The 3243-nt window shown below is 71.5% G+C and carries 3 protein-coding genes; 1 reads left to right on the top strand and 2 read right to left on the bottom strand.

The window, feature by feature from the left end:
* Positions 1-98: 98 nt before the first annotated feature.
* Positions 99-716 carry a hypothetical protein gene (locus ASC99_RS28535; protein WP_235583165.1) on the top strand — a complete coding sequence of 206 codons (618 nt, stop codon included), beginning with the start codon at positions 99-101 and terminating at the stop codon, positions 714-716.
* Between the two features lie 707 nt (positions 717-1423).
* Here the strand turns inward: ASC99_RS28535 and ASC99_RS28530 are convergent.
* Both ASC99_RS28530 and gcvH read right to left on the bottom strand, forming a co-directional pair.
* Positions 1424-1786: an SCO4225 family membrane protein gene (locus ASC99_RS28530; protein ID WP_057237399.1), complete on the bottom strand. Its 363-nt coding sequence runs from the start codon at positions 1784-1786 to the stop codon at positions 1424-1426.
* Positions 1787-2639: 853 nt separating this feature from the next.
* Positions 2640-3026, bottom strand: a complete 387-nt coding sequence (gcvH, locus tag ASC99_RS28525; protein WP_057237398.1) for a glycine cleavage system protein GcvH — start codon at positions 3024-3026, stop codon at positions 2640-2642.
* Between the last annotated feature and the right edge of the window lie 217 nt (positions 3027-3243).

The raw sequence follows: 3243 nt of genomic DNA, 5'->3' as shown, positions 1-3243 counted from the left end.
TCGCCGCGTTGCCCGGGTGCGGGCATGAGCATGGGATGGGCGTGACTGCTCAGGCGCTCCACCTGAGCGGCGTCCGGACGACGACGGGAAACGTACTCATGACCGCTTCGCTGTACACCCGCACGACCTATGCGACCGGTGATCCGGCCGCGATCGACGAGACCCTCGGCGCACTGCGCGCCGAGGCGGTCGACCTGCTCTCCGCCCAACGCGGCTACCGCGGTTTCGGGCTGTTCGCCGACCGACAGGTCGGCAAGATCATGATGGGCTCCTGGTGGGAGTCCGAGCAGGCCCGGCAGGACAGCGACGAGCAGCTGCGCGATCGCCGGGCCGCGCTGCTGGCACCCTTCGCCGGCACGGTGACCACCGACAACTGGGAGGCCGCGGCGCTCGTCCCGCCGGGGGCGGCCGGGCAGGGCAACGGCTTCCGGATGACCCGCTTCGACTTCGATCCCGGCCGGGTCGACCAGGTGATCGAGACCGTTCGGGACCGCGTGCTGCCCGGCCTCCAGCAGGTCAACGGCTTCGTGACGGGCGCTCTCTTCGTGAACCGCGCCGGTGGCCGTGGCAGTGTGGGCGCGATCTTCACCGACCTCGCCGCCTCGCGCGGGCCGCAGGCCGCTCTGCGGGCCCGAGGCGTTGCGGACGCCGGAGTGACCCTGCGCAGCCTGGAGGAGTTCGAGGTGGTGCTCCTGGACCGCCCCGCGCAGACCTGAGGATCTCGCCGGTCTCAGCCCGGAGCCTCAAACGGGCCCGGCCGCCTGTTCGGCGATCGCCCGTTCCCGCCCGGATCGTCAGCCAATCTGATTTGAGTGCCGGTCCGTCGGCGGCCTGGCACTTCCGTAGGTTCAACTGGCCTCGGCGAGCACGCGGCCCGATGCCTCGGTGCCCGGCGGACCAGCACCCGGCGCAACGCTGCATCATCAACAAGCACCTCAAGCGCGCCCCCGGCGGCAACCTCAACCCCCGGACCGAACCGGCCCCAGTACAGACACGCACCGCCTTCACGGGCGCCAGCTCGTCCGGGGCAACCCCGAATACGTCCCGAGCGGCCAGGCCCAGCAGGGGCCGCCCGGCGGAGCACGGCACGCCCCGCCGACCACACCGGTCTCTGGAGACCACACCAAGGGCCGTATTTTTTTCTCAGTTATGCGCGCACCTTCTCAGCCGCCGGACAGCGCTTCCTCACTGCCCGACAACCGATGCCAGGTAGCAGCACTTCTTCGGCACGGTCCTCACGAGCACCCGCGAAGGTCGGCAGCCGAACGCGGCACCGGGCCGGGCCCGGACGACGGCCGGACGCTGGGCCTCCCGGGACAGCAGCGGCCAGGAGCAGCAGGCACCCACCCCCCAGCCACACCGACCAGGACGACGACCAGGCGCAGCGGGCCGGAGTGGCCGCCTGACGCACCGGCAACGGCCCCTACCCGGCGGTCCGCGCGCTGCGCGTGCCGGGACGGAGCCTGCTGACGAGCCGTCCGAGGAAGGCGGCGTTGACGAGGGCCGCCGACACGGAGGCCGCGAGAGACAGGACGGGGCCCAGCCATTCGACGGGGGTGTCCCAGAAGACGGCGGGAATCGGGAGCGCGAGCAAGCCGAACGGTGCGGTGACCAGATCCAGCCACATACCGGCGAAGGAGATGTCGTGCGTGGTGCAGGCGGCGTGCACGAAGACCGCAGCCGCGGCGGCGACCAGGGCGAGATAGGCCAGGGAGAGGGGATTGTCGAACGCGGGGACCAGCTGAGTGCGAATGCGACGCAGACGGATGCCGGTGCTGCTGACCATGGGTTCTTTCCTCATTCGGCTGCGGGTCGGGGCGGTTGAACCAAGAGTGGATCATCACGGCCCGGCCGGGCCTGAGTACAGCTACTCATTCCCGCCCAGCGCATGTGCTGGTGTCACCGCCGACTCCCCGACGCACCCCCCAGCCAACGACCCCAGCCCGGCCGAGACGATCCACGGCCCCGGCGACGTCCCGGCGACGGGCAGGCAGGGCAGGCAGGGACGCCGGCCAGGCGAGGTGGTGGCCAGCGGCCCGGTCGGCGCTGGCCACCAGCCGGGCCCAGACAGCGGCCTGACGGACCAGCAGCAGCCAGGTGGCGGCCCGGCGGACCGCCACCTCGCCTGGCCGCCGCGAGGCCGTGTCCCAGGCCTGTCTCAGGCCAGGCCGAAAACGCTCCCGCCTGGGGATACGACCTGAGACCGTCCCAGCGAAACGGACAAGCCGGGCAGGGTGAGACACCGGCAGGACAGAGCTGGGACAGCCACGTCCCCACGCCGTCCCAGGCGATGTGGAACCAGCAGCCGCACGGCACGGCGCGAAGCCACCAGGCGCAGCCACAGCAACAGGCGGAGCGAGCCGGGAAGCGACCCCAGGGCCGGCGGCCAGCAGGGCCACGCAGCCCCGGCGCAGCGCCCTGTCGCGGGACGGCTGTCGCGCCCTCCCCCGGCACGGGGGAACCGGGCCATCCGCGCACGTCACACCACGCGACAGCACCCCCGCACAGCCAGACACGACAACCCACCCGACAGGCCACAGCGGGCCCGGACTGCGGTCAGGCCAGCGAGAGCCGCACCCTCCCATCAGGCAGCCCGGCGGGCACGCCGAGGCCGAAGGTGGGGCACGGCCCATCGGCCGCTAGTCCTCGGCGGTGATGAACTGCTCGTACTGGGCGGCGGTGAGCAACCCGTCCAGCTGCTTGGCGCCGGACATCTCGATCTTGATGATCCAGGAGCCGTGGGGGTCCGTGTTGATGGCGTCCGGCTCGGCATCGAGCAGCGCGTTGACCGCGACGACCTTGCCGGAGACCGGCGAGAAGAACTCGGACACCGCCTTGACCGACTCCACGCTGCCGAAAGGCTCCTCCGCCTCGAGCTGGGCGCCCTCCTTCGACACCACCTCCACGAAGACGATGTCGCCGAGCTGCTTCTGCGCGAAGTCCGTCAGACCGACCAAGGCCGTCTTGCCCTCGACCTGGAGCCACTCGTGGTCCTTGGTGTACTTGTACTCAGCGGGGTACTCCATGCCTGTCTCCCTGGGTTGTCGGTAGGGCACAGCCTTCCGCACCACCCCGGCCCGGAGCGGCACACTCACTCGATCGGGTGAGCCGCAATCCACCCGACCGATCCAGCCCCGGCCACACACCAACCACCCGGAGCAGCACCGGCCCGGGTCAGCCACGGCCCGCCACAGCGACCAGGGCGACCAGGCGCAGCGCAGCGAACCGAGCCGGGCCGGGGCC

The organism is Kitasatospora sp. Root107 (assembly GCF_001424875.1).
GTDB lineage: Bacteria > Actinomycetota > Actinomycetes > Streptomycetales > Streptomycetaceae > Kitasatospora.
This window is presented reverse-complemented; position numbering and strand designations above follow the sequence as displayed.